Here is a 26,255-nt window from a genome sequence, read left to right on the forward strand (position 1 = left end):
GCCCCCGCGCTGCCGGTGGGCACGGGGTGACCCCGCGACCGTTCACCGCGCGCGGGGTGACCCCGCGCCCCATCGCGGGCGGGGCCGGCGTCAGAGCGCGGTGGGCCTCAGGGCGCGTCCCACCCCGGCAGCGACGTCAGCGCCGCCGGGACCGCCGCGGCGACGTCGAGCGCGGCGAGCGGCCCACCCGCGGAGGCGAGCGCCGCGGCCCGGCCGTGCAGGACGGCGGCGTCGGCGACGGCGAACGCGACGGCCTCGGGGTCGTGGGGGTCGCGCAGGCCGGCGAGCGCGGTGCCGAGGATGCCGGCGAGCACGTCCCCGGCGCCCGCGGTCGCGAGCCAGGCGGGCGCGGCGGCCCCGGTGAGGACCCGGGCGCCGACGACGGTCGTCACCGTCCCCTTGAGCAGGACGGTCGCCCCGGTCTCCTCGTGGACGCGGCGGGCGTGCGTGAGCGGGTCGGCCTCCACGGCGGACCGCTCCGCGCCGAGGAGGCGGGCCAGCTCCCCGGCGTGCGGGGTGAGGACGTGCTGCGGCCCGAGAGCGGGCAGGTCCGCGAGCGCGCCGGCGTCGACGACGGCCGGTTCGCCGCTGGCCAGGGCCTCCCGGACGCGGGCCTGCTGCTCGGGGTCGTCGGGGGACACCCCGGGCCCCAGGACCCACGCCTGCACGCGCCCGGTCCCGGCGACGACCTCGGGCCGGGCGTGCCGGACCAGTTCGGTCGGGTGCGCGGGCCCGACGTAGCGGACCATCCCGGCGCCCGCGCGGACGGCGGCCTCCACGGCGAGGACGGCCGCCCCGGTGTAGTCCGGTCCGCCCGCCACGACGCCCACGACACCGCGGGAGTACTTGTCGTCCTCGGGACGCGGCCGGCGCCAGCGGGCTGCGACGTCGGCGGGTTCCACGCGCGCGACAGCCGCCGGGGGCAGGTCGGTCAGGCCGATGTCGGCGACGAGCAGCCGCCCGCACAGCGCCGCGGCCGGGCCGAGCAGGTGGACGGGTTTGGCCGTCCCGAACGTCACGGTGAGGTCGGCGGCGAGCACCTCCCCCGTCACCGCGCCGGTGTCGGCGTCGAGGCCCGACGGCAGGTCGACGGCGACGACCACGGGCCCGTCGACGGCGGACAACCCCTCGAAGGCCGGCCGCAGCCCCCCGCGACCACCGATCCCGGCGATGCCGTCCACCAGCAGGTCGGCTGCGGCGCAGACGTCCTCGTCGCCGGCACGCCAGTCGCGGCTGCGGACCCCGGCGCGGTGCGCGTCCACCAGGGCATCGGCGTGCACGCGGTCGGCGGTGAGCAGCGCGGTGACGGCGACGCCGCGACGGGCGAGCCGGGCCGCGGCGAACAGCGCGTCGCCGCCGTTGTCCCCCGGGCCGGCCAGGACGACGGCCGTGCGGCCGGTGACGCCGCCCGTGCTCTCGCGCAGGACGTCCGCGCACGCGACCGCGAGCGCGGCGGCGGCGCGCTGCATGAGCGTGCCCGGGGGCAGGGCCGCCATGACGGCGGCCTCGGTGCGGCGGACGTCCTCGGTGCGGAGCGCGGGGATCACGGACCCACCCTCCCCGGACGCGCGCCGGGGCGCCCCCCGGGGAGGCGCGTCACTTCGACTCGGCGACCACCATCGCGGTCGCGATGCCCGCGTCGTGCGACAGGGACAGGTGGAAGGTGGCCACACCCATCTCCTTCGCGATCTTCTTCGCGCTGCCGCGCACGACGATCTCGGGGCGGTGCCCGTCCTCGCGCTCGACGACGACGTCGCGCCAGACGAGACCGACGGGCGCCCCGAGCGCCTTGGCGACGGCCTCCTTGGCCGCGAACCGCGCCGCGAGCGACTCCGCGGGCAGACCGCGTTCACCGTCTCCGAAGAGCCGTTCGAGCAGCAGCGGCGTGCGCTCGACCTGACGTCTGAAACGGGCGACGTCCACGACGTCGATCCCGATGCCGATGATCACCAGTGCTGTCCCTCCGCCGACGGCGTCCGCGGGCGTCACGTTCCCACGCGGCTCGCGGACGCCCGACGGCGGGGGTCACTCCACCGTGACGGACTTGGCCAGGTTGCGCGGCTGGTCGACGTCGAGGCCCTTGGCGGTCGCCAGTTCGCAGGCGAAGACCTGCAGCGGCACGACCGCCAGCAGGGGCGAGAGGAGCGTGGACGTCCGGGGCACGCGGATGACGACGTCGGCGTACGGTTCGACGGCCGTGTCGCCCTCCTCGGCGATGACGAGCGTCCGGGCCCCGCGCGCGCGGACCTCCTGGATGTTCGAGACGACCTTGGAGTGCAGGGAGTCCCGCCCGCGCGGGCTCGGCACGACGACGAACACCGGCTGGCCGGGTTCGACGAGGGCGATGGGCCCGTGCTTCAGCTCGCCCGCCGCGAAACCCTCCGCGTGGATGTAGGCGAGTTCCTTGAGCTTGAGCGCGCCCTCCATCGCGACCGGGTACCCCACGTGCCGGCCGAGGAACAGCACCGAGCGGGTGTCGGCCATGTACCGGGCGATCTCCCGGACCTGCTCCAGGCCGTCGAGGACCTGCCGCACCTGCCCGGGGACCTCGTGCAGCTGGGCCAGGACCTCGGCCACCTCGTCGGAGAACTTGTTGCCGCGCAGCTGGGCCAGGAACAGGCCGAGCAGGTAGCAGGCGGTGATCTGGGCGAGGAACGCCTTCGTGGAGGCGACGGCGATCTCGGGGCCGGCGTGCGTGTAGAGCACCGCGTCGGACTCGCGCGGGATCGTCGACCCGTTGGTGTTGCAGATCGCGAGCACCTTGGCGCCCTGCTCGCGGGCGTGCCGCACGGCCATGATCGTGTCCATCGTCTCCCCCGACTGGGAGATCGCCACGACGAGCGTGCGCTCGGAGACGACGGGGTCGCGGTAGCGGAACTCGTGGGCGAGTTCGACCTCGACGGGGATGCGGCACCAGTGCTCGATCGCGTACTTCGCGACCTGGCCCGCGTACGCGGCGGTGCCGCAGGCGATGACGACGATCTTGTCGACCGTGCGCATCTCCGCCTCGGAGATGTTCATCTCGTCCAGCTGCAGCCGCCCGCCCGCGTCGACGCGGCCCAGGAGGGTGTCGGCGATGGCCTGCGGCTGGTCGTGGATCTCCTTGGCCATGAAGGACGGGAAACCACCCTTCTCGGCGGCCGCGGCGTCCCAGTCGACGTGGAAGCGCCGGCCTTGGGCGGGCGACCCGTCGAACCCGGTGACGACGACGCTGTCGGGGGTGATCGTGACGACCTGGTCCTGGCCGAGCTCGAGCGCGTCGCGGGTCGAGGCGATGAACGCGGCGACGTCGGAGCCGAGGTAGTTCGCGCCGTCGCCGAGGCCGACGACGAGCGGGGAGTTCCGGCGCGCCCCGACGATCGTGTCGGGCGCGTCCGCGTGGACCGCGAGCAGGGTGAACGCGCCCTCGAGCCGGGCGCAGACGGAGCGCATGGCGTCGGCGAGGTCCAGGGTCCCGTCCGCCGCCTCGCAGGCCCGGGCGAGCAGGTGGGCGACGACCTCGGTGTCGGTCTCGCTGGTGAACTCGACGCCGGCCTCGAGCAGCTCCGCGCGCAGCGTCGCGAAGTTCTCGACGATGCCGTTGTGGATGACGGCGACGCGGCCACCGACCCCGACGTGCGGGTGCGCGTTCGCGTCGGTCGGGCCGCCGTGGGTCGCCCAGCGGGTGTGGCCGATGGCCGTCGTCGCGGCGGGCAGCGGGTCGGCCGCCAGCTCCTCGACGAGGTTGGCGAGCTTTCCGGCCTTCTTGCGGGTCCGGACGCCGTCGGGCGTGACGACGGCGATGCCAGCCGAGTCGTAGCCGCGGTACTCCAGGCGTCGCAGCCCCTCGAGGACGACCTCGACGCCCGCCCCGTCCCCGCGCTGGGGTGCCCCCACGTACCCGACGATTCCGCACATGGGCACGAGGGTACGGTCCTGGCGGGCCCGTCCCGGTCACCCGAGGCCCGTCCGTCACCCGGTAGCCTCACGCCGGTGAGAACGGGCGCGACGACTTCCTCCGCGACCCACCCCTCCCCCGGCGCCACCGGCTCGCCCACCCCGTACGTCGTCCTGGACCGGGCGCACTGGAGCGCCCTGCGGGCCAACACCCCCCTCACCCTCACCGCCGACGACGTCGCCCGCCTGCGAGGGCTCGGCGACCGCGTCGACCTGCGCGAGGTCGAGGAGGTCTACCTCCCGCTGTCCCGGTTGCTGACGCTGTACGACCGCTCCGCCGGGTCGCTGCACGCGGCGACGTCGACGTTCCTCGGCGAGGCCGTGCAGCGCACGCCCTTCGTCATCGGCATCGCCGGGTCGGTCGCGGTGGGCAAGTCCACGACGGCCCGCGTCCTGCGCGAACTGCTGTCGCACTGGCCCGAGACGCCCCGCGTCGAACTCGTGACGACCGACGGGTTCCTGCTGCCGAACGCCGAGCTGGAACGGCGGGGCATCCTGCACCGCAAGGGGTTCCCGGAGAGCTACGACCGACGGGCCCTCCTGCGGTTCCTCGCGGCGGTGAAGTCGGGGGTGCCCGAGGTGCGGGCGCCGGTGTACTCCCACCTCGTCTACGACATCGTCCCGGACGAGGAGATCCTCGTCCGCCGGCCGGACGTCCTCATCGTCGAGGGCCTCAACGTCCTGCAACCGGCGCGCGTGCGCGCCGACGGGACCCAGGGCGTCGCCGTCAGCGACTACTTCGACTTCTCCCTGTACGTCGACGCCCGCAGCGAGGACGTCCGCACCTGGTACGTGGACCGGTTCCTCGAGCTGCGGCGGACTGCGTTCTCGGACCCGCAGTCGTACTTCCACCGCTACGCCTCGTTCACCGACGACGAGGCCGTGGCGCGGGCGCGGGGCATCTGGAACGAGATCAACGGCCCCAACCTCGCCGAGAACGTGCTGCCGACGCGCGGCCGGGCCACCTGCGTGCTGCAGAAGGGGCCCGACCACTCGGTGCGTCAGGTGCGGTTGCGCAAGGTCTGAACCACCCGTTCCCGGGGCGCCTCGAGCTCCTCCAGGAACTCATCGAGCACGAACCCGAGCGCCTCGTTCACGGCGACCATCGGCGTGTTCGACACCGTGTTCCACGTCGAAACCCGTTGCGCTGCAGCATTGTCGACGAGGGCCCGTCGCAGGCACGCGAGTTTCACCAGCGTGCCCAGGCGGTGGCCGCGGTGCTCGGCCAGCACGAGGGTGTCGAGCTGGATGAGTCGTTCCGGTTCGTGGTCGGACCGGACGAGGACCGTGTAGGCGACCAGTCCGGCGTCCTCGTGCTCGGCGACTCCGACCCACTGGTGCCGGCCCTGCGCCGCCCGGACGGCCTCCACCTCGCGGATGCGCTCGGCGTCCCAGTGCTCGGGCTCGACCGCGAGGTCGCCGTTGGGGGCGTCGGTGCTCATGCGGGCCGTCAGGCGGGCCATCGCGTCCAGGTCGGCCTCGGGGACGGGCCCGGCGTAGGCGCGGACCCGGTACCCGGTGGCGTGCGGGGCGGCGGCGGACTCGAGCGCCGCGAGACGGTCGGCGTCGGGCGGCAGGGGCAGCTGCCGACGGGCGGTGAGCAGGCCGGCCCCGAACCCCCAGCGCGCCGCGGCGACGGACCCCGGCCAGCTCTGCGGGTCGCGCCCGGCCGGGCGGTCGACGCGCACCCGCACCGTGGTCCGGCCCCCGGCCGCGGCCACCCCCAGGGCCGCTGCGAGCAGCGCCGACCCCGTCCCGCGACGGCGGTGGGCGGGCGGGACGGCGACGTGCACGACGGCGACGTGCCGGTTGTCGGCCAGGCTGCAGCGGACGTCGGCCACCCCCACGACGTCACCGCCCTCCTCCGCGAGGAGCACGTGCATGAGCTCGTCCGACGAACCGCGTTCGAGCAGTGCCCGCAGCTCCCCGCGCCGCCACGTCGAGGGATCGGGCCGGTCGACGGCCTCCGCGGCCGCCAGCGCGTCGTACCAGCGGTCGAAGTGGTCCCGCGCCCAGGCCGCCCGGTCGGGGGCGGTCGAGGACGTGGCGCGCAGCGTCGGGGTGGGGAGCACGTCCCCAGTCAGCCAGAACGGGCCGTCGGAGCGCGAGGCGTTTCCGCACGCTCACGGGGCCAGGCGTGCCCGCACCCTCACAGGGCCAGGCGTGCCCGCACCCTCACAGGGCCAGGCGTGCCCGCACCCTCACAGGGCCAGGCGTGCCCGCACGACGTCCGCGAGCCGGTCCGCGACGTCCTGCGCGTGCTGCGTGTGCGCGGCCTCGACCATGACCCGCACGAGGGGTTCGGTGCCGCTGGGGCGCAGCAGCACCCGGCCGGTCTCCCCCAGCTCGCGCTCGGCCTCGGCGACCGCGGCCAGCAGGTCGGCGTCGGCGCCCGCGCGGGACTTGTCGACCCCGCGGACGTTGACGAGCACCTGCGGCAGACGCTCCACGACGGAGGCGAGGTCGGCGAGGCTGCGGCCCGTCTCGGCCATGCGCGCCGCCAGCTGCAGCCCCGTGAGGACGCCGTCCCCCGTCGTGGCGTGCTCGGGCAGGACGACGTGACCGCTCTGCTCCCCGCCGATGCTCCAGCCGCCCGCGTTCAGCGCCTCCAGCACGTACCGGTCACCGACGCCCGTCTCGACGACGGTGACGCCCTCGCGCTGCATGGCGAGCTTGAGACCGAGGTTGCTCATCACCGTCGCGACGAGAGTGCCCTCGGCGAGCTGACCGCGGTCGCGCAGGGCCAGGGCGAGGACGGCCATGATCTGGTCGCCGTCGACGGCGTTGCCGGCGGCGTCGACGGCGAGGCAGCGGTCGGCGTCCCCGTCGTGCGCGAGGCCCAGGTCGGCGCCGTGCTCGACGACGGCGGCCGTCACCGGGCCCAGGTGCGTCGAGCCGCAGCCGTCGTTGATGTTCAGCCCGTCGGGCGCGGCGTACAGCGTCGTGACGCGCGCCCCGGCCTCTCGCAGCACGCGGGGCGAGATGGCGCTGGCGGCGCCGTTGGCGCAGTCGACGACCACGTGCAGCCCCGCGAGGGAGCCGGGACCCCCGGGCAGGGTCGACAGGAGGTGGTCGACGTAGCTGTCCTGGGCGTCCTGCTCGACGTCGGGACCCGCGTGGGCGCGGCCGACACCGCTGCCGGTCGGCCGTCGCGGCGTCCCGGCGCGGTAGGCCGCCTCGATGCGGTCCTCGACGTCGTCGGGCAGCTTCGAGCCGCCGCGGGCGAAGATCTTCAACCCGTTGTCCGGCATGGCGTTGTGCGAGGCCGAGAGCATGACGCCGAAGTCGGCACCGGAGGTGTCGACGAGGTGGGCCAGCGCGGGGGTGGGGACGACGCCGATGTCCAGGACGTCCACGCCGGAGCTCGCGAGCCCGGCCACCACCGCGGCCGACAGGAACTCCCCGGAGGCGCGCGGGTCGCGGGCCACGAGAGCGCGCGGGTGCGCCGTCCCGCCCTCGTCCACCAGGACGGTGGCCGCGGCCGCCGCCAGCCCGAGCGCCATCTCGGCGGTCAGGTCGACGTTCGCCAGACCCCGCACACCGTCGGTCCCGAAGAGCCGCCCCACCCTGTCGTCCTCTCCCTGCGTTCACGGGCCGCGCCACTGCGGACGCGGCCCCAGACACCACGACGGCCCCGGGAGAGCTCCCGGGGCCGTCGTGACGGTACTCGCAGGCCGACGTCGGCCGGCCGCGAGTGCCGGATCAGCGCTTGCTGAACTGCGGCGCCTTGCGGGCCTTCTTCAGACCGGCCTTCTTGCGCTCGATGGCGCGCGGGTCGCGGGTCAGGAACCCGGCCTTCTTCAGCGCCGGGCGGTTGGCCTCGAGGTCCACCGCGTTGAGCGCGCGCGCCACGCCGAGGCGCAGGGCACCGGCCTGGCCGGACGAGCCGCCGCCGTGGATGCGGGCGATGACGTCGAACGACCCCTCGAGCGCGGTGACGCGGAACGGCTCGTTGACGAGCTGCTGGTGCACCTTGTTCGGGAAGTAGTCGTCCAGCTCGCGGCCGTTGATCTTCCACTGGCCGGAGCCGGGGACGATGCGGACGCGGGCGACGGCCTCCTTGCGGCGGCCGGTGGCCCCGCCGGGGGCGATGATGCTGTTGCCGCCGGTGGCCGGGGCGGACGACTCGGACGTGTAGGTCCCGTCGAACTCGTCGGTCTCGGTGATGTCCTCGACGACGTCGTCCGTCGTGGTCGTGTACTCGCTCACGATGCTCCTCGCTTCGCTCAGTTGGCCGGGTTGGTGCCGCGGCTCACTGCGCGACCTGGGTGATCGTGAAGGTCTCGGGCTGCTGAGCGCCGTGCGGGTGCTCGGGGCCCGCGTAGACCTTGAGCTTGCTCAGGACCTGACGGCCGAGCGAGTTCTTGGGGATCATGCCGCGGATGGCCTTCTCGACGGCCTTCTCCGGGTTCTTGTCGAGCAGCTCGACGTAGCTGGTGGCCTTGAGGCCGCCCGGGTAACCCGAGTGGCGGTAGGCGACCTTCTGCTCGCGCTTGGAGCCCGTCAGGGCGACCTTCGCGGCGTTGACGATGATGACGTAGTCGCCACCGTCGACGTGCGGGGCGAACGTCGCCTTGTGCTTGCCGCGCAGGAGGGTGGCGGCCTGGACGGCCAGACGGCCCAGGACGACGTCCTCCGCGTCGATGACGAGCCAACGGCGGTCGATGTCGCCCGGCTTCGGGGTGAACGTGCGCACGGGGGTTGCCCATCTCCTCGGACTTGTTGCGGACTGGGCCCGCGCTCGAGTCCTCCGGCGCCGGGGGATCCCGGCGCCCTGTGGCAGGCACTGCGTGGGCACAACGACCACCGACGTTACCCGCCGCCCACCGGGTGGGTCAAAACGGCTCCGCGCGGCGCGCGGTGGTCAGCGGACGCGCTCGACGCGCCGCACGTCCCACACCGGCTCGGCGGTCTCCACGACCCGCCCGTCCTCCCCGAAGAGCAGGAACCGGTCGAAGCCGCGGGCGAACCACCGGTCGTGGGTGACGGCCACGACCGTGCCCTCGAAGGCGGCCAGGGCCTGCTCGAGCGCCTCGGCCGAGTGCAGGTCGAGGTTGTCCGTCGGTTCGTCCAGCAGCAGCAGGGTCGCCCCGGACAGCTCCAGCAGCAGGATCTGCAACCTCGCCTGCTGGCCACCGGAGAGGTTCTCGAAGAGCTGCTCGGCGGCCTCGGCGAGCCCGTAGCGGTCCAGCGCCCGCGAGGCGGCCTCGCGGTCGAGGCCGTCCCGGTGGGAGTTGCCGCGGTGCAGGACGTCGAGCAGGGACCGGCCGACGAGAGCCGGCTGCTCGTGCGTCTGGGCGAACCAGCCCGGCCGCACCCGCGCCCCGAGCCGCACGGCGCCCGTGTGCTGCACGGGGTCGGGGACGTGCTCGTCGACCGGGCGGTGCTCGGCGTCGGGGTCGGACCCGCCGGCGGCCAGCAGCCGAAGGAAGTGGGACTTGCCCGACCCGTTCGAGCCCAGAACGGCGACGCGGTCCCCCAGCCACAGCTCGGCGTCGAAGGGCTGCATGAGGCCCGTGAGCTCCAGCCCGTCGACCACGACGGCGCGCTTGCCGGTACGGCCCCCGCGCAGGCGCATCCGGACGTCCTGCGCGACCGGCGGTGCCTGCGGCGGGCCCGCCTCCTCGAACTTGGCCAGCCGGGTCTGGGCGGCGGCGTACCGCGAGGACATCCCGTCGTTGAACTTCGACTTCTCCCGCAGCGTCACGACGAGCGTGCGCAGCTTCACGCGCTCCTCGTCCCAGCGGCGCCGCAGCTCCTCCAGCCGTTCCCCGCGCGCCTGCCGGGCCGGACCGTAGTCGGCGAAGGACCCGCCGTGCGTCCACGCCACCGCCCCGGCCGCGCCCGGTTCCAGGGTCACGATGCGGTCGGCGGCGGCGGCCAGCAGCTCGCGGTCGTGGCTCACGAGCAGCACGGACTTGGGCGTCGCGCGCAGCTGCTCCTCGAGCCAGCGCTTGCCGGGCACGTCGAGGTAGTTGTCCGGCTCGTCCAGGAGCAGGACGCCCTCGGGCCCGCGCAGCAGGGCTTCCAGGACGAGCCGCTTCTGCTCACCGCCGGACAGCGTCCGGACGAGCCGGTTGCGGCAGGTGTCGAACGGGACGCCGAGGGCGGCGTGGGTGCACTCGTCCCACAGCACCTCCTGCTCGTAGCCGCCGGCGTCGCCGAAGTCGGCCAGCGCCTGCGCGTACCGCAGCTGGGACTTCTCGGTCTCCTGCTCGACCATGGCCGCCTCGGCCGCCTCGACGGCGGCGAAGGCCTCGCGCAGGGGGGCGGGGGCGACGGAGACGAGCAGCTCGGCCACCGTCGTGCCGTCGCGCACCGAGCCGACGAACTGGCGCATGACGCCGAGGCCGCCGCTGCGCGCGACCGCCCCCTCCTGCACCGGTTCGTCCCCCGCGACGAGACGCAGCAGCGTCGTCTTGCCCGTGCCGTTGGGACCGATGAGCGCGGTCGTCGACCCGTCGGCGACCCGGAAGGACACCTCGCTCAGGAGGGGCCGCCCGTCGGGGAGCTCGTGGCTCAGCCCTGCGACGTCGACGTGCCCACCCGTTGTTCCAGCCACTGCCCTGCTCCTGTCGTGCGTGAGCGGCCAGTCTGACGGGTCGGGGTCAGTGCGCGCCGCTGCTTTCCCGACCGTCGGTGTCCGCGCGGGCGGTGTGCTGCAGCCGCAGGGCGCAGCTCGTCGTGTCGGCGTCCGCCCAGTCCCCCGCGACGTCCAGGACGGCGATGCCGGCCGTGCGCAGCTGGACGACCTCGCCCGTCAGGGCCTCCACGAGGGCGCTGACGCCGGGGTTGTGGGCCACGAGCACGACGGTGGCGTCGGCCGTCTCGGTGTCCAGGCCGCGGACGATGCGCAGCAGGTCGCCCAGGGTGGCCTCGTAGAGCCGTTCCTCGTCCACGATGACGGGGGCGGTGCCCCAGCCGTCGAGCAGCCGGGCCGTCGTCTCCTCGGTTCGGCGGGCGGGCGAGCTGAGGAGCAGGTCGCACGCCCCGACGTGCTCGCGCAGCCAGCGTCCCGCCTCCTCCGCGTCGGCCTTGCCGCGGTCGGCGAGGGGGCGGGCGATGTCCTGCAGTCCTACCGGCGAGTCGGCCTTGGCGTGGCGGACGACGACGAGCGTGGGCACACGCACCAGCCTGCCGCACGCCCGCCCCCGCGCCCCACCCGCCCCTCACCCGCCCGGCCCACTGCCGGCCGGCCCCGCGTGGAAAACACTCCTTCCGCCCTCGTGCAGCGTTGCAGGAGGGCGGAAGGAGTGTTTTCCACGCGGGCAGAGAGGGGTCTCAGGGGAGGGTGCGGACGGCGCGGGACTGCGCGGCGCGGGCGGCGAGGTCGGCGTCGGCGGGGTAGACGACCTCCTCCAGCGTCAGGCCCTGGGGTCCGACGACCGCGACGGCGGGGTCGCGCACGGCGCGGTCCTGCACGAGGCGGGGCCAGTCCACGTCGCGGCGGCCGTCACCGACCGCGAGGGCCGCACCCACCAGCGCCCGGACCATCGAGTGGCAGAACGCGTCGGCCTGGACGTCGGCGAGGAGCAGCCCGTCGTCCGTGCGCCGCCACGAGTAGGCCAGGAGCGCGCGGACGGTGGTGGCCCCGTCGCGGGGCTTGCAGAAGGCCGCGAACTCGCGCAGCCCGACGAGGCTGCGGGCCGCGAGGTCCATCGCGGTGACGTCGAGAGGGCGCCGGTGGTGCAGCACGTCGAAGCGCCGCAGCGGCGGGACGCCGGCGGGGTCGTCGCACACCCGGTAGGCGTAGCGGCGCCGCAGGGCGCCGAAGCGCGCGTCGAAACCCGCGGGGGCTTCTCTGGCACCGTGGACGCGCACGTCGGGCGGGAGGACGCCCGCCAGGCGCCGCACGAGGGCCGTCCCGGGCGGGGCGTCGCTCCGCCCCGGCACGCTCACCCACGCGGTCGCAGGGACGTCGACGTGGGCCACCTGGCCGCTCGCGTGCACGCCCGCGTCGGTGCGGCCGGCCACGGTGAGGCGAGGGGGCGGGTCGAGTCGCAGCACGCGCCCCAGACCGGCGGTCAGCTCGCCCTGGACCGTGCGCAGACCCGGCTGCTCGGCCCACCCCGCGAAGTGCGTGCCGTCGTAGCCGAGGTCGAGCCGGACGCGGACGAGCCCGCCCTCCCCGGTGTCGGGGTGGACGGGCTCGTCAGCGGAGGAGGAGGCGCTCAGGCCTGGTCCTTCTTCTCGGTGCTCTCGTCGCTCGGGTCGGCCTCGGCGGCGTCGACCTCGACGGCGTCCGCCGTCGTGTCCGAGGTGGTCTCCTCGGTCGACTCGGTCGCCGCGGTCTCCTCGGCCGGGGTCTCCTCGGCCGGAGCGGTCGCCGCAGCGGCCTGCTCGGCCTCGCGGACGACACCCTGCTTGGCGCTGACCGGCTCCATGACGAGCTGGATCACGGCCATGGGGGCGTTGTCGCCCTTGCGGGGACCGATCTTCACGATGCGGGTGTAGCCACCGTTGCGCTCGGCCATGGCCGGGGCGATCTCGGTGAAGAGGAAGTGCACGACGGACTTGTCGCGCACCGTCTTCATGACCTCGCGGCGAGCCGCCAGGTCACCCTTCTTCGCGAACGTGATGAGGCGCTCGGCGTGCGGGCGGAGCCGCTTCGCCTTGGCCTCGGTCGTGGTGATGCTGCGGTGTTCGAAGAGCGCAGTCGCCAGGTTGGCGAGGATGAGCTTCTCGTGGGCCGGCCCGCCGCCGAGCCGCGGACCCTTGGTGGGGGTGGGCATTGTGTTGTCTCCTCGGTGTTGCCGCGCGCGTTCTCAGAGCGTGCGGCTGCGGACGGTCAGAGCTGCTCGTCCTCGGCGAACGACTGGTCGTCGTCCTCGAAGTCGTTGACGACGGCGCTCGGGTCGAACCCGGGCGGGGAGTCCTTGAGGTGCAGGCCCATGCCGACCAGCTTGGCCTTGACCTCGTCGATGGACTTCTGCCCGAAGTTGCGGATGTCGAGCAGGTCGGCCTCGCTGCGCGAGACCAGTTCGCCGACGGTGTGGATGCCCTCGCGCTTGAGGCAGTTGTAGGAGCGGACCGTGAGGTCCAGCGCCTCGATCTCGAGCGCGAGGTCGGCCGCGAGCGCGGCGTCGGTCGGCGAGGGGCCCATGTCGATGCCCTCGGCCTCGACGTTGAGCTCACGCGCCAGGCCGAACAGCTCGACCAGCGTCTTGCCGGCGGAGGCGACGGCGTCGCGCGGGGAGATGGCGTGCTTGGTCTCCACGTCCACGACGAGGCGGTCGAAGTCCGTCCGCTGCTCGACGCGGGTCGCCTCGACCTTGTACGTCACCTTCAGGACGGGCGAGTAGATCGAGTCGACCGGGATCCGGCCGATCTCCTGCTCACCCGACTTGTTCTGCGCCGCCGAGACGTAGCCGCGGCCGCGCTCGACCGTCAGCTCCAGCTCGAGCTTGCCCTTGCCGTTGAGCGTCGCGATGTGCAGGTCGGGGTTGTGGACCTCGACACCGGCGGGCGGGGCGATGTCGGCCGCGGTGACCGCGCCCGGGCCCTGCTTGCGCAGGTACATCACGACGGGTTCGTCGTGCTCGGAGGAGACGACGAGGTTCTTGACGTTGAGGACGATCTCGGTGACGTCCTCCTTCACACCCGGCACGGAGGTGAACTCGTGGAGCACACCGTCGATGCGCAGGCTCGTCACCGCGGCGCCCGGGATGGACGACAGCAGGGTGCGGCGCAGCGAGTTGCCGAGGGTGTACCCGAAGCCGGGCTCGAGGGGTTCGATGACGAAGCGCGAGCGGTACTCGTCGACGACGTCCTCGGTGAGGGTGGGGCGCTGTGCGATCAGCACGGAGGTTCCTTCCCGCGGGCGTCCGCCATATGACGCCCCGCACGCCCGTCGACATCGGTCCGCCGACGGGGTCTGACTGCTAGAACAAGGTTCCGATCGGGACGGCCCCGACCCCCGCCGCGCGGGCGGGGGTCAGGGCCGCACCCTCGTCAGACGCGCCGACGCTTGGGCGGACGGCAGCCGTTGTGCGGGCTGGGGGTCACGTCCTGGATCGCGCCGACCTCCAGGCCCGTGGCCTGCAGCGAGCGGATCGCGGTCTCGCGGCCCGAACCCGGGCCCTTGACGAAGACGTCGACCTTGCGCATGCCGTGCTCCTGCGCACGACGGGCGGCCGCCTCGGCGGCCATCTGCGCGGCGAACGGGGTCGACTTGCGGGACCCCTTGAACCCGACCTGACCGGCCGACGCCCACGCGATGACCGCGCCCGTCGGGTCGGTGATCGAGACGATCGTGTTGTTGAACGTCGACTTGATGTGCGCGTGGCCGTGCGCGACGTTCTTCTTCTCCTTGCGACGCGGCTTGCGCGTCGCACTGGCCTGACGGCTCTTGGGAGGCATGCTCTCCGGACTCCTGGTGGACTGCGACGACTGGCTTCGAGGGCGAACCGTGGGGTTCGCGAGGCGACCCGGTGGGGGGCCGCGCACTGGTTACTTGCGACCGGCCTTCTTCTTGCCGGCCACGGTGCGCTTCGGGCCCTTGCGGGTGCGCGCGTTGGTCTTGGTGCGCTGCCCGCGGACGGGCAGGCCGCGGCGGTGCCGCAGACCGGCGTAGCAACCGATCTCCACCTTGCGGCGGATGTCGGCGGCCACCTCGCGGCGGAGGTCACCCTCGACGCGGTAGTTGCCCTCGATGTGGTCGCGCAGCGCGACCAGGTCGTCGTCCGTCAGGTCCCGGACGCGCAGGTCCGGGCTGACGCCCGTCGCGGCCAGGGTCTCCTGGGCGCGGGTGCGACCGACGCCGTAGATGTACGTGAGCGCGATCTCCAGCCGCTTTTCGCGGGGGAGGTCGACGCCGACGAGACGTGCCATGCGGGATGGTCCCTCTTCTGTCGCGGAGGTCTGCCACAGGACCGGTCCCGCCGTCTCGAGCGGGTCCCCGGCCTCCGACCGGGGGTGTCACCGCACCGGCCCTGACGGGCGCGGTCGGCGGGTCCTGCGTATGGGGTGCGCGTCCTCGGCGAGGACTGCGGGTCGTGCGGCGGTGTGATCCGCTGCGTCAGCCCTGGCGCTGCTTGTGGCGCAGGTTGTCGCAGATGATCATGACCCGCCCGTGACGGCGGATCACCTTGCACTTGTCGCAGATCTTCTTGACGCTCGGCTTGACCTTCATCGTGTCTCCGGTCGTGCTGAACCCGCCCCGAGCTCGGGACGGGCCGGCGGCCAGTGGGTGGTCACTTGTAGCGGTAGACGATGCGCCCGCGGGACAGGTCGTAGGGGCTGAGCTCGACGACCACCCGGTCCTCGGGGAGGATGCGGATGTAGTGCTGACGCATCTTCCCGGAGATGTGGGCGAGCACCTTGTGACCGTTGCTCAGCTCGACGCGGAACATCGCGTTCGGCAGGGCCTCGATCACGGTGCCTTCGATCTCGATGACGCCGTCCTTCTTCGGCATGTCCTCCGCTTTTCATCAAGTGTCGGTTGGAGTCAGCCCGGCCCCGCTGGTGGACCCAACGGGAGGCATGGCGGACCGACGGTCAAGCTTACGCGACGGCGCGCCGTGGGCGAAATCGAGCGATCATGCCGCTGGGCTCGCCTGCGCCGCAACCGAAGTCGTGGCGCTCGGTCCAGGCCCAGCGGCACACCCGACCGCGGGGGCCGGGTGGCGGGGTTCAGTCCTCGGGGACCGAGACGCCGTACGCGGCGAGCTCGGAGGCGCCGCCGTCGGGGGCCGTCAGCACCCACAGGCCCTCGTCGAGGACGGCGACGGTGTGCTCCCAGTGCGCGGCGCGGGTCCCGTCCGACGTCACGACGGTCCAGTCGTCGGCGAGGACGTCGGTCTCGATGCCGCCGCGCGTGCACATGGGCTCGATGGCCAGGACGAGGCCGGGCTTGACCTTCGGGCCCTTCTCGCGGACCCGGTAGTTCAGGACTTCGGGGGCCATGTGCATGGCCGTCCCGATGCCGTGCCCGGTGTAGCCGTCCACGATGCCGAGGCGACCGTCGACCGCGTCCTCCACCGCCGCACCGACGTCGCCGACGCGGCCGCGCGCGTCGAGGGCGGCGATGCCGGCCCAGAGCGCGGTGCGCGTGATCTCGACGAGCTCGGCGTCGGCGGGGTCGGCCGGCTCCCCCACGATCGCCGTGAAGGCGGAGTCCCCGTGCCACCCGTCGACGACGCAGCCGCCGTCCACGGAGACGACGTCGCCCTCAGCCAGGACCTGCTCGCCCGGGATCCCGTGGACGACGACCTCGTTCACCGAGATGCACAGCGTCTTGGGGTAGCCGTGGTACCCCAGGAAGTTCGAGGTGCCTCCCCCGGTGCGGATGACCTCCGCCCCCAGGGCGTCCAGCTCCGCGAGGGTGACGCCCGGCCGCAGGGCCGAGCGCACGCTCTCCAACGCCGCGTACGTCAGCAGGCCGGCCTTGCGCATGGCGCGCACCTGCTCGGGGGTCTTGTACTCGACCCGTTCACGTCCGAACACCACCGGCGGCCTCAGGCGTCGGGCAGGTCGAGGGCCTTGACGAGGCGCTCGGTCACCGACGAGATCTCCCCCAGCCCGTCCACGGACCGCAGCAGGCCGCGCTCGGAGTAGACCTCCACGAGCGGAGCGGTCTGGTCCAGGTAGACCTGCTGGCGGGTGCGGATGACGTCCTCGGTGTCGTCGCTGCGCCCCTGGTCGACGGCGCGCTTGGACAGCCGGCGCACGAGCTCGTCGGTGTCCGCCGTGATCTCCAGGACGTGCTCGAGCTTGGCGCCGATCTCGCGCAGCATGTCGTCGAGCTCGCGCACCTGGTCCGTCGTGCGGGGGTAGCCGTCGAGGATGAACCCCTCGGCCGCGTCCGGCTGCTGGAGGCGGTCCCGCACCATCGCGTTGGTGACGGAGTCCGGCACGTACTTGCCGGCGTCCAGGTACTCCTTGACCGTCTTGCCCAGTTCGGTCTCCTCCGCGACGTTCGCGCGGAAGATGTCGCCGGTCGAGATGGCGGGGACGCCGAGGCGGGAGGACAGGAGCTTGGCCTGGGTGCCCTTGCCCGCACCGGGCGGACCGAGGAGGACGAGACGTGTCATCGCAAGAACCCTTCGTAGTTGCGCTGCTGGAGCTGGGACTCGATCTGCTTCACCGTCTCGAGCCCGACCCCGACGATGATCAGGATCGACGTGCCCCCGAAGGGGAAGTTCGTGTTGGCATTGAAGAGCACGAACGCGATGAGGGGAAGCAGTGAGATGAGCCCCAGGTACAGCGATCCTGGCAGGGTGATGCGCGTGAGGATGTAGTCGAGGTACTCCGCGGTGGGCCGTCCGGCGCGCACCCCGGGGATGAAACCGCCGTACTTGCGCATGTTCTCGGCGACCTCGTCCGGGTTGAACGTGATCGCGACGTAGAAGTACGCGAAGAAGATGATGAGCAGGAAGTAGACCGCCATGTACAGCGGGTGGTCGCCCTTGGTGAAGTGGTCGGTGATCCAGGCCACCCAGGCCGCGTTCGGGTCGTTGAACTGGGCCACGAGGGCGGGCAGGTAGAGCAGCGACGACGCGAAGATCACCGGGATGACGCCGGCCATGTTCACCTTGAGCGGGATGTACGTCGAGGTGCCGCCGTACATGCGCCGGCCGATCATCCGTTTGGCGTACTGGACGGGCACCCGGCGCTGGGACTGCTCGACCGCCACGACGGCCGCCACGACGACGAGACCGACGAGGACGACCCCCGCGAAGGTGAGCCAACCGCGCTCGCGACCGATGGCGAGCAGCGAGGTCGGGAACGTCGCGGCGATCTGGGCGAAGATCAGCAGGGACATCCCGTTGCCGACGCCACGCTCGGTGACGAGCTCGCCGAGCCACATGATGAGGCCGGTGCCGGCCGTCATCGTCAGGACCATCAGCAGGATCGTCGGGACGCTCTGGTCCGGCAGCACCTGCGCGTTGCACGACGTCCCGAACAGGCGCGAGGGCTCACGGGCGATCGTCACGTAGGTCGTCGACTGCAGGACGGCCAGGCCGATCGTCAGGTAGCGCGTGTACTGCGTGAGCTTGCTGGTCCCCTGCTGACCCTCCTTCTTGAGGGCCTCGAAGCGCGGGATCACCACCGTGAGCAGCTGGATGATGATGCTCGCCGTGATGTACGGCATGATCCCCAGCGCGAAGATGCTCAGCTGCAGGAGCGCGCCGCCCGAGAACAGGTTCGCCAGGCCGAGCAGGTCGTTGCCGGTCCGCGCCACGTCGATGCACTGCTGCACGGCGGAGTACGAGACCCCGGGAGCCGGCACGAAGGAGCCCAGCCGGACCAGGACGATGATCCCGATCGTGAAGAGCAGCTTGCGGCGCAGGTCGGGCGTCCGGAAGGCGCGACCGATTGCGGTGAGCACTACGACCTCCTGCACCGCGCTCCCGGAGGAGCCGGAGTCGTTCCTGACTGGTCGGACGGTTGGGCCGAACAGGGTACTTCGGGCACAGCGGGTGAGACGAGGTCCCCCGTCCGCTGCTGCCAGCGGGACGCGTGGGGCTCTGGTAGACCCTACCCCCCCGCAAACGCACACACGGCGGTAGCAGGCGATCACTCGCCGCTACCGCCGTGTGGGCGGTGGTGCTGGGCGTCAGCGGACGGTCGTGGAACCGCCCGCAGCCGCGATCTTCTCGGCCGCCGAGGTCGAGAACTTGTCGGCCGTCACCTGCAGGGCCACGGACACCTCACCGGTGCCGAGGACCTTGACGGGCTGGCCCTTGCGGACCGCACCCTTCGCGACGAGCTCGTCGACACCGACGGTGCCGCCCTCGGGGAAGAGGGTCGCGAGCTTGTCGAGGTTGACGACCTGGAACTCGACGCGGAACGGGTTCTTGAACCCGCGCAGCTTCGGCAGGCGCATGTGGAGGGGCATCTGCCCACCCTCGAAGGCCTCGGGCACCTGGTACCGGGCCTTGGAGCCCTTGGTCCCGCGGCCCGCGGTCTTGCCCTTGCTGCCCTCACCGCGACCCACACGGGTCTTCGCGGTGTTCGACCCCGGAGCGGGGCGCAGGTGGTGCAGCTTCAGGACGTGGTCACCCTGGTTCGCCATCAGTCGACCTCCTCAACCTTCACGAGGTGCGCGACGGTGTTGACCATCCCACGGAACTCGGGCTTGTCGTCCTTGACGACCGACTGCCCGATCTTGTGGAGTCCGAGGCTGCGGAGCGTGTCGCGCTGGTTCTGCTTGCCGCCGATGCCGGACTTGAGCTGCGTGACCTTGATGCGACCCATCAGCCGTTCACCCCCGCAGCCTGGGCGCGCAGCAGCGCGACCGGAGCGACGTGCTCGACCGGCAGGCCACGGCGGGCCGCGACCTGCTCGGGACGCTCGAGACCACGCAGGGCCTCGATCGTCGCGTGGACGATGTTGATCGCGTTGTCGGAGCCGAGGGACTTCGACAGCACGTCGTGGATGCCCGCGCACTCGAGCACGGCGCGGACCGGACCACCGGCGATGACGCCGGTACCCGGGGAAGCCGGACGCAGCATGACCACGCCGGCCGCCTTCTCGCCCTGCACGGGGTGCGGGATGGTGCCCTGGATCTTGGGCACGCGGAAGAAGTTCTTCTTGGCCTCCTCGACACCCTTGGCGATCGCCGCGGGCACCTCCTTGGCCTTGCCGTAGCCGACACCGACGGTGCCGTCGCCGTCACCCACGACCACGAGGGCCGTGAAGCTGAAGCGACGCCCGCCCTTGACGACCTTGGCGACGCGGTTGATGGTCACGACGCGCTCGACGAAGTTGCCGCGGTCGCCCGCGTCGCCCCGTCCACGGTTGTCGCGGCCACCGTCGCGGCCACCGCGGCCGCGGTCGTTCCCGCGGTTGTCGCCGCCGCCGCGGTTGTCGCCGCCGCCGGCCGCACCGGCGCCTCGGCGCTGGGGTCCAGGCATCAGACGTTCCTCATCTCATCGACTTCGTAGGTCACAGGGACAGCCCCGCCTCACGAGCGCCGTCCGCGATCGCCGCGACGCGCCCGGCGTAGCGGTTGCCGCCGCGGTCGAAGACCACGGCCTCGACGCCGGCTGCCTTGGCCCGCTCGCCGACGAGCACGCCGACGGCCTTGGCCTTGGCCGACTTGTCGTCGCCGCTGGCGCGCAGGTCCGCCTCCATGGTCGAGGCCGACGCCAGGGTGTGACCCGCGGCGTCGTCGATGACCTGGACGAACACGTGACGCGTGGAGCGCGTGACCACGAGACGAGGACGCACGGCGGTGCCGACGACCTTCTTGCGCACGCGGATGTGGCGACGCTTGCGCGCCGGCGCAGTGCCCTTCTGGGTCTTCTGGGTGGAGAGTCCCATGGTCACTTACCAGCCTTTCCGACCTTGCGGCGGACCTGCTCGCCGGCGTATCGCACGCCCTTGCCCTTGTACGGGTCGGGCTTGCGGAGCTTGCGGATGTTCGCGGCGACCTCGCCGACCTGCTGCTTGTCGATCCCCGCGACGGAGAACTTGGTGTTGCTCTCCACGGCGAAGGTGATGCCCGCGGGCGCCTTGACGACGACCGGGTGGCTGAAGCCGAGGGCGAACTCGAGGTCGGAGCCCTTGGCCGTGACTCGGTACCCCGTGCCGACGATCTCGAGCTTCTTCTCGTAGCCCTTGGTCACACCCTCGACCATGTTCGAGATGAGGGTGCGGGTGAGGCCGTGCAGCGAGCGCGAGGTGCGCTCGTCGTCGGGACGGGTGACCGAGAGGGCCCCGTCCTCGGAACGCTCCACCGCGATGGGGGAAGCGATGGTGTGGTTCAGCTCGCCCTTGGGGCCCTTGACCGTGACGGCGGAGCCGTCGATGGTCACGTCCACGCCCGAGGGGACGGTGATCGGGAGTCGACCGATGCGCGACATGAGTTCTCCTCCCTCACCAGACGTAGGCGAGGACTTCCCCACCCACGCCCTTCTTGTTGGCCTGCTTGTCGGTCAGCAGCCCCGAGGACGTGGACAGGATCGCCACGCCGAGGCCACCGAGCACGCGGGGCAGGTTCGTCGACTTCGCGTAGACCCGCAGACCGGGCTTGCTCACGCGGCGCAGGCCGGCGATCGCACGCTCACGGTTCGGGCCGAACTTCAGGTTCAGCGTCAGCTTCTTGCCCACCTCGGCGTCCTCGACCGTCCACGAGGCGATGTAGCCCTCGGCCTGGAGGATCTCGGCGATGTGGGACTTGAGCTTGCTGTACGGCATGCCGACGGTGTCGTGGTACGCCGAGTTGGCGTTCCGCAGACGCGTCAACATGTCCGCGATGGGGTCAGTCATCGTCATCGGGCTCGTCCGCCCTTCCTCGCCGCGGTTTCCGCGCCACGCAGGGCGGGCCGGACCTTCGGCGTCTCAGTGATCAGGGTCGTGCAGGAGTGGGAGTTCACCAGCTGGACTTGGTCACACCGGGCAGTTCGCCGGCGTGCGCCATCTCGCGCACGCAGATGCGGCACAGGCCGAACTTGCGGTACACGGCGTGCGGGCGACCGCACTTCTGGCAGCGGGTGTAGGCGCGCACCTTGAACTTGGGCTTGCGCGCGGCCTTGTGGATCAGAGCGGTCTTCGCCACGGTCAGTTCTCCTTGAACGGGAAGCCCAGAGCACGCAGCAGCGCACGGCCTTCGTCGTCGGTCTTCGCCGTCGTCACGACCGTGATGTCCATGCCGCGGACGCGGTCGATCCGGTCCTGGTCGATCTCGTGGAACATCGACTGCTCGTTGAGACCGAAGGTGTAGTTGCCGTTGCCGTCGAACTGCTTCGGCGACAGACCGCGGAAGTCGCGGATGCGCGGGAGCGCGAGCGACACCAGGCGGTCCAGGAACTCCCACATCCGGTCCCCACGCAGGGTGGTGTGGCAACCGATCGGCATGCCCTCGCGCAGCTTGAACTGGGCGATGGACTTGCGCGCCTTCGTGATCTGCGGCTTCTGCCCCGTGATGGCGGTCAGGTCGCGGACGGCGCCGTCGATCAGCTTGGAGTCACGCGCGGCCTCACCGACACCCATGTTCACCACGACCTTGACCAGGCCGGGGATCTGCATGACGTTCGGGTAGGCGAACTGCGTGTGCAGCTGACCCTTGATCTCTTCGCGGTAGCGCTGCTTCAGACGAGGCAGGGCACGCGCTTCAGTGGTGGTGGTCATCAGATGTCCTTGCCGGAACGCTTGGCGACGCGGATGCGGTTGGTCTTGGTGCGACCGTCGCGCTCGACCTTCTCCTCGCGGATGCCGACGCGCGTCGGCTTCTTGGTCTCCGGGTCGACGAGCTGCACGTTGCTGATGTGGATGGGGGCCTCGCGCTCGACGATGCCGCCTTCCACACCCGGACGGGCCTTGGTGTGGCGCTTGATGCGGTTCACACCCTCGACCAGCACGCGCTGCGTCTCGGCGTTCACCTCGAGCACCTTGCCCTGCTTGCCGAGGTCCGACGTCTTGGTGCCGTCCTCGTTCTTGCGCCCGCGGACGCGGGTGATGACCTGCACGAGGTCACCCTTCTTGATGCGCAACTTCGCCATGGTCAGAGCACCTCCGGTGCCAGCGAGATGATCCGCATGAACTTCTTCTCGCGCAGCTCACGACCGACGGGCCCGAAGATGCGGGTACCACGCGGGTCGCCGTCGGCGCGGAGGATCACGGCGGCGTTCTCGTCGAAACGGATGTAGGACCCGTCGGCGCGCCGACGCTCCTTCTTGGTGCGGACGATGACGGCCTTGACCACATCGCCCTTCTTGACGTTCCCGCCGGGGATGGCGTCCTTGACCGTGGCCACGATCACGTCACCGATGCCGGCGTACCGGCGGCCGGAGCCGCCGAGCACGCGGATGCACAAGATCTCCTTGGCACCCGTGTTGTCGGCGACCTTGAGCCGCGACTCCTGCTGGATCACTCTCTACTCCTTCGTCGCGCCGGTTCTCGACCACCCGCGAGGGGGCGAGCCTGGCCGAACGGACATGGAATCTGGGGGTGGGCCGCAACCGCGGCCCACCCTCGGTCGAACGCGTCCGAGGACGCGTGCGTCACTTCGCGCGCTCGAGGACCTCGACGACGCGCCAACGCTTGGTCGCCGACAGCGGTCGGGTCTCGGCGATGAGGACGAGGTCGCCCACACCGGCCGTCTCGACCTCGTCGTGCGCCTTGACCTTCGTCGTGCGGCGGATGACCTTGGCGTAGAGCGGGTGCTTCACGCGGTCCTCGACCTCGACGACGACGGTCTTCTGCATCTTGTCGCTGACGACGTACCCGCGGCGCGTCTTGCGGTAGCCGCGCTCGGTGGTCTCGTCGGACGTCTTGGCGGTGTCCTGCTCGCTCACTTCGCAGCCTCCTTCGTGATCGGCGCCTCGGTGATGCCGAGCTCGCGCTCGCGCATCGTCGTGTAGATGCGGGCGATGTCCCGCTTGACCGCCTTCAGCCGGGAGTTGTTCTCCAGCTGACCGGTGGCGGACTGGAAGCGCAGGTTGAACAGCTCTTCCTTCGCCTTCTTCAGCTCGTCGACAAGCTTCGCGTCGTCGAACTCACGCAGGTCGTCCGCGCTCAGGCCCTTGGTCCCGATGGCCAACTCACTCACCACCTTCGCGGCGCACGATCTTGCACTTGACGGGCAGCTTGTGGATGGCGCGGGTGAGCGCCTCCGAAGCGACCTTCTCGTTGGGGAACGACAGCTCGAACATGACCCGGCCGGGCTTGATGTTCGCGATCCACCACTCCGGGGAACCCTTGCCGGAACCCATGCGGGTCTCGGCGGGCTTCTTCGTCAGCGGACGGTCCGGGTAGATGTTGATCCAGACCTTGCCGCCACGACGGATGTGGCGCGTGATGGCGATACGGGCCGACTCGATCTGCCGGTTGGTGACGTAGCCACCTTCGACGGCCTGGATCCCGTACTCACCGAAGGTGACTCGGGTGCCGCCGGACGCCGCACCACGCCGCGTGGGGTGGTGCTGCTTGCGGTGCTTGACTCGCCGCGGGATGAGCACGACTCAGGCCTCCGATCCGGTGCTGGCCGGGGCGGCAGCGGGAGCAGCCTCGGCTGCAGGCTGCTGCTCGGCGGTGGGACGACGACGGCCACGGCTCTCGCCACGGTCGCCGCGCTCACCACGACGCGGCGCGCGCGGAGCCTGCGCCTGCGACTGGGCGAGCTCACGGCTGGTGATGTCGCCGTGGTAGATCCAGACCTTCACGCCGATGCGGCCGAAGGTCGTGCGGGCCTCGTAGAAGCCGTAGTCGATGTTCGCGCGCAGCGTGTGCAGCGGAACGCGACCCTCGCGGTAGAACTCCGAGCGGCTCATCTCGGCGCCACCCAGACGGCCGGCGCACTGGACACGGATGCCCTTGGCCCCGGAGCGCATGGTCGTCTGCATCCCCTTGCGCATGGCGCGACGGAACGAGACGCGGCTGGCGAGCTGCTCGGCGACACCCTGCGCGACGAGCTGGGCGTCGGTCTCGGGGTTCTTGACCTCGAGGATGTTCAGCTGCACCTGCTTGCCCGTGAGCTTCTCGAGCTCGGTGCGGATGCGGTCGGCCTCCGCACCGCGACGGCCGATGACGATGCCCGGCCGGGCGGTGTGGATGTCGACGCGCACGCGGTCACGCGTGCGCTCGATCTCCACCTTCGAGATGCCCGCGCGCTCCATGCCCTTGGACATGAGCTTGCGGATCGCGACGTCCTCCTTGACGTAGTCGGCGTAGCGCTGACCGGTCTTGGTGGAGTCGGCGAACCACCGGCTGCGGTGGTCGGTGGTGATGCCCAGTCGGAACCCGAACGGGTTGACCTTCTGTCCCATCAGCGGGTCCTCCTCGTCTTCTTGGCGCCGGCGACGGCGGGGGCCACGACCACGGTGATGTGGCTCGTGCGCTTCAGGATGCGTCCGGCGCGGCCCTGGGCCCGCGGACGGAAGCGCTTCATGGTCGGACCCTCGTCGACGTGGATCGCCTTGACGACGTACTCGTTCGGGTCGAACGCCTCGGAGTGCTTGTCCGCGAGGAACTTCGCATTCGCGATGGCGCTCTCGACGAGCTTGCGCACGGGCTCGGCCGCCGCCTGCGGGGCGAACGACAGCACGGCGACGGCTTCAGTGGCCTGCTTGCCCCGGACGAGGTCGACGACTCGGCGCGCCTTCTGGGGCGTGACGCGGAGGTGCCGCGTCTGCGCCTTGGCTTCCATCCCTGTCCTGCTTCCTGGTTTCGGTCTCGAAAGGTTGTGCCGCGTGAGCCGGTGGCTCAGCGACGACGACCCTTGCGGTCGTCCTTCTCGTGGCCCTTGAACGTCCGCGTGGCGGCGAACTCGCCGAGCTTGTGCCCCACCATCGACTCGGTGACGAAGACGGGGACGTGCTTGCGGCCGTCGTGCACCGCGAACGTGTGACCCAGGAAGTCCGGCGTGATGACCGAACGGCGGGACCACGTCTTGATGACGTTGTGCGTACCGGCCTCGTTCTGAGCGTCCACCTTCTTCTGGAGGTGGTCGTCGATGAACGGGCCCTTCTTCAAGCTGCGAGGCATGGCTCTAGCTCCCTATCAGCGCTTCTTGCCGGTGCGGCGGCGACGGACGATGAGCTTGTCGCTCTCCTTGCCCGGACGCCGCGTACGGCCTTCAGGCTTGCCCCAGGGGCTGACGGGGTGACGCCCACCGGACGTCTTCCCCTCACCACCACCGTGCGGGTGGTCGATCGGGTTCATGGCGACACCACGGACGGTCGGGCGCTTGCCCTTCCAGCGCATGCGGCCGGCCTTGCCCCAGTTGATGTTCGACTGCTCGGCGTTGCCGACCTCGCCGATCGTCGCGCGGCAGCGGACGTCGACGTTGCGGATCTCGCCGGAGGGCATGCGGAGCTGGGCGAAGCGGCCCTCGCGGGCCACCAGCTGGACGCTCGCACCCGCGGAGCGGGCGATCTTCGCGCCGCCACCGGGACGGATCTCGATGGCGTGGATGACCGTACCCACGGGGATGTTGCGCAGCGGCAGGTTGTTGCCCGGCTTGATGTCGGCCTCGGGGCCGTTCTCGATCCGGTCACCCTGCTTCAGCTTCGCGGGGGCGATGATGTAGCGCTTCTCGCCGTCCACGTAGTGCAGCAGCGCGATGCGCGCGGTGCGGTTGGGGTCGTACTCGATGTGAGCGACCTTGGCGACGACGCCGTCCTTGTCGTGACGACGGAAGTCGATGACGCGGTAGGCGCGCTTGTGGCCACCACCGATGTGACGGGTGGTGATCCGACCGGACGAGTTGCGGCCACCGGTCTTGGACAGCGGGCGGACGAGCGACTTCTCCGGCTCGCTCCGCGTGATCTCGACGAAGTCGGCGACGGACGAGCCACGGCGGCCCGGCGTCGTCGGCTTGTACTTGCGGATTCCCATTGCAGCGTTTCCTCGGGTTCGAAGGTGTCTACGGCAGT

Annotated in this window: 37 protein-coding genes; 1 reads left to right on the forward strand and 36 read right to left on the reverse strand. The window is 71.7% G+C overall.

The window, feature by feature from the left end; translation table 11 throughout:
* Positions 1 to 107: 107 nt before the first annotated feature.
* The 3 genes from ACFEMC_RS17740 to glmS all read right to left on the reverse strand — a co-directional run bounded on the left by ACFEMC_RS17740 (position 108) and on the right by glmS (position 3,897).
* Complete coding sequence (locus ACFEMC_RS17740; RefSeq protein WP_380170867.1) at positions 108 to 1,547, reverse strand: NAD(P)H-hydrate epimerase; 1,440 nt, start codon at positions 1,545 to 1,547, stop codon at positions 108 to 110.
* 49 nt (positions 1,548 to 1,596) lie between these two features.
* On the reverse strand, positions 1,597 to 1,950 hold the full coding sequence (locus ACFEMC_RS17745; RefSeq protein WP_367636942.1) for a holo-ACP synthase: 354 nt from the start codon (positions 1,948 to 1,950) through the stop codon (positions 1,597 to 1,599).
* 75 nt (positions 1,951 to 2,025) lie between these two features.
* Complete coding sequence (gene glmS, locus ACFEMC_RS17750) at positions 2,026 to 3,897, reverse strand: glutamine--fructose-6-phosphate transaminase (isomerizing) (protein WP_380170868.1); 1,872 nt, start codon at positions 3,895 to 3,897, stop codon at positions 2,026 to 2,028.
* Positions 3,898 to 3,972: 75 nt separating this feature from the next.
* Between glmS and coaA the strand changes: the two genes are divergently transcribed.
* Positions 3,973 to 4,962: a type I pantothenate kinase gene (gene coaA / locus ACFEMC_RS17755; RefSeq protein WP_380170869.1), complete on the forward strand. Its 990-nt coding sequence runs from the start codon at positions 3,973 to 3,975 to the stop codon at positions 4,960 to 4,962.
* Here the strand turns inward: coaA and ACFEMC_RS17760 are convergent.
* From ACFEMC_RS17760 to rplB, 33 genes are all read right to left on the reverse strand, one after another.
* Positions 4,938 to 6,008 (reverse strand): GNAT family N-acetyltransferase, encoded by a 1,071-nt coding sequence (locus ACFEMC_RS17760; RefSeq protein WP_380170870.1) that lies wholly within the window; start codon positions 6,006 to 6,008, stop codon positions 4,938 to 4,940. The genes coaA and ACFEMC_RS17760 overlap by 25 nt on opposite strands.
* A gap of 129 nt (positions 6,009 to 6,137) precedes the next feature.
* Positions 6,138 to 7,502, reverse strand: coding sequence for a phosphoglucosamine mutase (glmM, locus tag ACFEMC_RS17765; protein ID WP_380170871.1), 1,365 nt, complete (start codon positions 7,500 to 7,502; stop codon positions 6,138 to 6,140).
* A 136-nt stretch (positions 7,503 to 7,638) separates the two neighbouring features.
* On the reverse strand, positions 7,639 to 8,103 hold the full coding sequence (gene rpsI, locus ACFEMC_RS17770; protein WP_367636939.1) for a 30S ribosomal protein S9: 465 nt from the start codon (positions 8,101 to 8,103) through the stop codon (positions 7,639 to 7,641).
* A gap of 85 nt (positions 8,104 to 8,188) precedes the next feature.
* A complete protein-coding gene (rplM, locus tag ACFEMC_RS17775; RefSeq protein ID WP_380170872.1) occupies positions 8,189 to 8,632 on the reverse strand; it encodes a 50S ribosomal protein L13 in 444 nt (147 codons plus the stop codon).
* Positions 8,633 to 8,800: 168 nt separating this feature from the next.
* Positions 8,801 to 10,498: an ATP-binding cassette domain-containing protein gene (locus tag ACFEMC_RS17780; RefSeq protein ID WP_380170873.1), complete on the reverse strand. Its 1,698-nt coding sequence runs from the start codon at positions 10,496 to 10,498 to the stop codon at positions 8,801 to 8,803.
* Between the two features lie 46 nt (positions 10,499 to 10,544).
* Positions 10,545 to 11,060, reverse strand: a complete 516-nt coding sequence (locus ACFEMC_RS17785) for a SixA phosphatase family protein (protein ID WP_380170874.1) — start codon at positions 11,058 to 11,060, stop codon at positions 10,545 to 10,547.
* A gap of 157 nt (positions 11,061 to 11,217) precedes the next feature.
* The gene (locus ACFEMC_RS17790; protein ID WP_380176868.1) at positions 11,218 to 12,111 is read right to left on the reverse strand and encodes a tRNA pseudouridine synthase A; all 894 of its coding nucleotides are present in this window, start codon (positions 12,109 to 12,111) and stop codon (positions 11,218 to 11,220) included.
* The gene (gene rplQ, locus ACFEMC_RS17795) at positions 12,108 to 12,668 is read right to left on the reverse strand and encodes a 50S ribosomal protein L17 (protein WP_380170875.1); all 561 of its coding nucleotides are present in this window, start codon (positions 12,666 to 12,668) and stop codon (positions 12,108 to 12,110) included. The genes ACFEMC_RS17790 and rplQ overlap by 4 nt, the downstream gene beginning before the upstream one ends.
* Before the next feature lie 56 nt (positions 12,669 to 12,724).
* Positions 12,725 to 13,738: a DNA-directed RNA polymerase subunit alpha gene (locus ACFEMC_RS17800; RefSeq protein WP_367636854.1), complete on the reverse strand. Its 1,014-nt coding sequence runs from the start codon at positions 13,736 to 13,738 to the stop codon at positions 12,725 to 12,727.
* Positions 13,739 to 13,887: 149 nt separating this feature from the next.
* A complete protein-coding gene (gene rpsK / locus ACFEMC_RS17805) occupies positions 13,888 to 14,295 on the reverse strand; it encodes a 30S ribosomal protein S11 (protein WP_366172881.1) in 408 nt (135 codons plus the stop codon).
* Positions 14,296 to 14,385: 90 nt separating this feature from the next.
* Positions 14,386 to 14,766, reverse strand: a complete 381-nt coding sequence (rpsM, locus tag ACFEMC_RS17810) for a 30S ribosomal protein S13 (protein ID WP_366172883.1) — start codon at positions 14,764 to 14,766, stop codon at positions 14,386 to 14,388.
* 187 nt (positions 14,767 to 14,953) lie between these two features.
* Positions 14,954 to 15,067: a 50S ribosomal protein L36 gene (gene rpmJ, locus ACFEMC_RS17815; protein ID WP_106209588.1), complete on the reverse strand. Its 114-nt coding sequence runs from the start codon at positions 15,065 to 15,067 to the stop codon at positions 14,954 to 14,956.
* Between the two features lie 61 nt (positions 15,068 to 15,128).
* The gene (infA, locus tag ACFEMC_RS17820; protein ID WP_012084955.1) at positions 15,129 to 15,350 is read right to left on the reverse strand and encodes a translation initiation factor IF-1; all 222 of its coding nucleotides are present in this window, start codon (positions 15,348 to 15,350) and stop codon (positions 15,129 to 15,131) included.
* Between the two features lie 217 nt (positions 15,351 to 15,567).
* Positions 15,568 to 16,380: a type I methionyl aminopeptidase gene (gene map / locus ACFEMC_RS17825; RefSeq protein ID WP_380170876.1), complete on the reverse strand. Its 813-nt coding sequence runs from the start codon at positions 16,378 to 16,380 to the stop codon at positions 15,568 to 15,570.
* A gap of 11 nt (positions 16,381 to 16,391) precedes the next feature.
* The gene (locus ACFEMC_RS17830; RefSeq protein WP_380170877.1) at positions 16,392 to 16,967 is read right to left on the reverse strand and encodes an adenylate kinase; all 576 of its coding nucleotides are present in this window, start codon (positions 16,965 to 16,967) and stop codon (positions 16,392 to 16,394) included.
* Positions 16,964 to 18,265 carry a preprotein translocase subunit SecY gene (gene secY, locus ACFEMC_RS17835; RefSeq protein ID WP_380170878.1) on the reverse strand — a complete coding sequence of 434 codons (1,302 nt, stop codon included), beginning with the start codon at positions 18,263 to 18,265 and terminating at the stop codon, positions 16,964 to 16,966. The genes ACFEMC_RS17830 and secY overlap by 4 nt, the downstream gene beginning before the upstream one ends.
* Before the next feature lie 228 nt (positions 18,266 to 18,493).
* The gene (rplO, locus tag ACFEMC_RS17840; protein ID WP_380170879.1) at positions 18,494 to 18,952 is read right to left on the reverse strand and encodes a 50S ribosomal protein L15; all 459 of its coding nucleotides are present in this window, start codon (positions 18,950 to 18,952) and stop codon (positions 18,494 to 18,496) included.
* Positions 18,952 to 19,134, reverse strand: coding sequence for a 50S ribosomal protein L30 (rpmD, locus tag ACFEMC_RS17845; RefSeq protein ID WP_380170880.1), 183 nt, complete (start codon positions 19,132 to 19,134; stop codon positions 18,952 to 18,954). The genes rplO and rpmD overlap by 1 nt, the downstream gene beginning before the upstream one ends.
* On the reverse strand, positions 19,134 to 19,793 hold the full coding sequence (gene rpsE / locus ACFEMC_RS17850; protein WP_367636844.1) for a 30S ribosomal protein S5: 660 nt from the start codon (positions 19,791 to 19,793) through the stop codon (positions 19,134 to 19,136). The genes rpmD and rpsE overlap by 1 nt, the downstream gene beginning before the upstream one ends.
* A gap of 31 nt (positions 19,794 to 19,824) precedes the next feature.
* Complete coding sequence (gene rplR, locus ACFEMC_RS17855; RefSeq protein WP_380176870.1) at positions 19,825 to 20,202, reverse strand: 50S ribosomal protein L18; 378 nt, start codon at positions 20,200 to 20,202, stop codon at positions 19,825 to 19,827.
* Positions 20,203 to 20,204: 2 nt separating this feature from the next.
* Positions 20,205 to 20,744, reverse strand: a complete 540-nt coding sequence (gene rplF / locus ACFEMC_RS17860; RefSeq protein WP_380170881.1) for a 50S ribosomal protein L6 — start codon at positions 20,742 to 20,744, stop codon at positions 20,205 to 20,207.
* A gap of 13 nt (positions 20,745 to 20,757) precedes the next feature.
* Positions 20,758 to 21,156 (reverse strand): 30S ribosomal protein S8, encoded by a 399-nt coding sequence (rpsH, locus tag ACFEMC_RS17865; RefSeq protein ID WP_380170882.1) that lies wholly within the window; start codon positions 21,154 to 21,156, stop codon positions 20,758 to 20,760.
* Positions 21,157 to 21,253: 97 nt separating this feature from the next.
* Positions 21,254 to 21,439 (reverse strand): type Z 30S ribosomal protein S14, encoded by a 186-nt coding sequence (locus tag ACFEMC_RS17870; RefSeq protein ID WP_380170883.1) that lies wholly within the window; start codon positions 21,437 to 21,439, stop codon positions 21,254 to 21,256.
* Positions 21,440 to 21,441: 2 nt separating this feature from the next.
* Entirely contained in the window at positions 21,442 to 22,011 is a 570-nt protein-coding gene (gene rplE / locus ACFEMC_RS17875) for a 50S ribosomal protein L5 (protein WP_380170884.1), read from the reverse strand.
* Complete coding sequence (gene rplX, locus ACFEMC_RS17880) at positions 22,011 to 22,382, reverse strand: 50S ribosomal protein L24 (protein WP_106209611.1); 372 nt, start codon at positions 22,380 to 22,382, stop codon at positions 22,011 to 22,013. The genes rplE and rplX overlap by 1 nt, the downstream gene beginning before the upstream one ends.
* Positions 22,383 to 22,384: 2 nt before the next feature.
* A complete protein-coding gene (gene rplN, locus ACFEMC_RS17885) occupies positions 22,385 to 22,753 on the reverse strand; it encodes a 50S ribosomal protein L14 (protein WP_012084971.1) in 369 nt (122 codons plus the stop codon).
* Between the two features lie 130 nt (positions 22,754 to 22,883).
* Complete coding sequence (gene rpsQ / locus ACFEMC_RS17890; RefSeq protein WP_380170885.1) at positions 22,884 to 23,177, reverse strand: 30S ribosomal protein S17; 294 nt, start codon at positions 23,175 to 23,177, stop codon at positions 22,884 to 22,886.
* The gene (gene rpmC / locus ACFEMC_RS17895) at positions 23,174 to 23,422 is read right to left on the reverse strand and encodes a 50S ribosomal protein L29 (RefSeq protein WP_366173018.1); all 249 of its coding nucleotides are present in this window, start codon (positions 23,420 to 23,422) and stop codon (positions 23,174 to 23,176) included. Before rpmC ends, rpsQ begins: the two co-directional genes overlap by 4 nt.
* Before the next feature lies 1 nt (position 23,423).
* Complete coding sequence (rplP, locus tag ACFEMC_RS17900) at positions 23,424 to 23,840, reverse strand: 50S ribosomal protein L16 (RefSeq protein WP_366172910.1); 417 nt, start codon at positions 23,838 to 23,840, stop codon at positions 23,424 to 23,426.
* Between the two features lie 3 nt (positions 23,841 to 23,843).
* A complete protein-coding gene (gene rpsC, locus ACFEMC_RS17905) occupies positions 23,844 to 24,647 on the reverse strand; it encodes a 30S ribosomal protein S3 (RefSeq protein WP_367636834.1) in 804 nt (267 codons plus the stop codon).
* The gene (rplV, locus tag ACFEMC_RS17910) at positions 24,647 to 25,027 is read right to left on the reverse strand and encodes a 50S ribosomal protein L22 (protein ID WP_366172914.1); all 381 of its coding nucleotides are present in this window, start codon (positions 25,025 to 25,027) and stop codon (positions 24,647 to 24,649) included. Before rplV ends, rpsC begins: the two co-directional genes overlap by 1 nt.
* 56 nt (positions 25,028 to 25,083) lie before the next feature.
* The gene (gene rpsS / locus ACFEMC_RS17915; RefSeq protein ID WP_367636833.1) at positions 25,084 to 25,365 is read right to left on the reverse strand and encodes a 30S ribosomal protein S19; all 282 of its coding nucleotides are present in this window, start codon (positions 25,363 to 25,365) and stop codon (positions 25,084 to 25,086) included.
* Between the two features lie 15 nt (positions 25,366 to 25,380).
* Positions 25,381 to 26,217, reverse strand: coding sequence for a 50S ribosomal protein L2 (gene rplB, locus ACFEMC_RS17920; protein WP_367636832.1), 837 nt, complete (start codon positions 26,215 to 26,217; stop codon positions 25,381 to 25,383).
* Positions 26,218 to 26,255 lie beyond the last annotated feature (38 nt).

Origin of the sequence: Kineococcus sp. DHX-1, assembly GCF_042473625.1 — a bacterium.
In the GTDB taxonomy this organism is placed as follows: Bacteria; Actinomycetota; Actinomycetes; order Actinomycetales; family Kineococcaceae; genus Kineococcus.